1 protein-coding gene is annotated in these 1154 nt (G+C 45.4%); it reads right to left on the reverse strand.

What is annotated here, in order from left to right; genetic code table 11:
* Window positions 1–5: 5 nt before the first annotated feature.
* Window positions 6–1154: elongation factor Tu (gene tuf, locus BW139_RS18125; protein ID WP_036933995.1), on the reverse strand; the 1149-nt coding region annotated here is incomplete at its 5' end.

Below are 1154 nucleotides of genomic sequence, written 5' to 3' on the forward strand. Positions count from 1 at the left end.
GTTGATTACTCAACGATAGTTGCAACAACACCAGCACCAACAGTACGGCCACCTTCACGGATAGCGAAACGAAGACCTTCGTCCATCGCGATTGGCGCGATTAGAGTTACTGTCATCTTAACGTTATCACCAGGCATTACCATTTCTACGCCTTCTGGTAACTGTACGTCACCAGTTACGTCAGTTGTACGGAAGTAGAACTGTGGACGGTAACCTTTGAAGAATGGAGTATGACGACCACCTTCATCTTTCGAAAGTACGTATACTTCTGAAGTGAATGTAGTGTGTGGCTTGATTGAACCAGGCTTAGCTAGTACTTGACCACGTTCAACGTCTTCACGCTTAGTACCACGTAGAAGTGCACCAATGTTCTCACCAGCACGACCTTCGTCAAGAAGCTTACGGAACATCTCAACACCAGTACAAGTAGACTTAGTAGTGTCCTTGATACCAACGATTTCAACTTCGTCATTCACGTTGATGATACCAGCTTCAACACGGCCAGTTACAACAGTACCACGACCTTGGATTGAGAAAACGTCTTCGATAGGCATGATGAATGGCTTATCGATGTCACGCTCTGGCTCTGGAATGTAAGAATCAAGTGCTTCTGCAAGCTCAATGATTTTAGCTTCCCATTGCTCTTCGCCTTCAAGTGCTTTAAGTGCAGAACCTTGAATTAGTGGTAAGTCATCACCTGGGAAGTCGTATTCAGAAAGAAGTTCACGAACTTCCATTTCTACTAGCTCAAGTAGCTCTTCATCATCAACCATGTCACATTTGTTCATGAACACAACGATGTAAGGAACGCCAACTTGGCGAGAAAGTAGGATGTGCTCACGAGTTTGTGGCATAGGACCGTCAGTCGCAGCTACTACTAAGATAGCGCCATCCATTTGAGCAGCACCAGTGATCATGTTTTTAACATAATCGGCGTGTCCAGGACAATCTACGTGTGCGTAGTGACGAGTTGGTGTATCGTACTCAACGTGTGAAGTTGAGATTGTGATACCACGCTCGCGCTCTTCTGGAGCGTTATCGATTGATGCGAAATCTTTAGCAACACCGCCGTATACTTTTGCAAGTACGTTAGTGATTGCTGCTGTTAATGTCGTTTTACCGTGGTCAACGTGGCCGATTGTACCTACGTTTAC

This window comes from Pseudoalteromonas sp. SK18 (assembly GCF_001974855.1).
GTDB lineage: Bacteria > Pseudomonadota > Gammaproteobacteria > Enterobacterales > Alteromonadaceae > Pseudoalteromonas.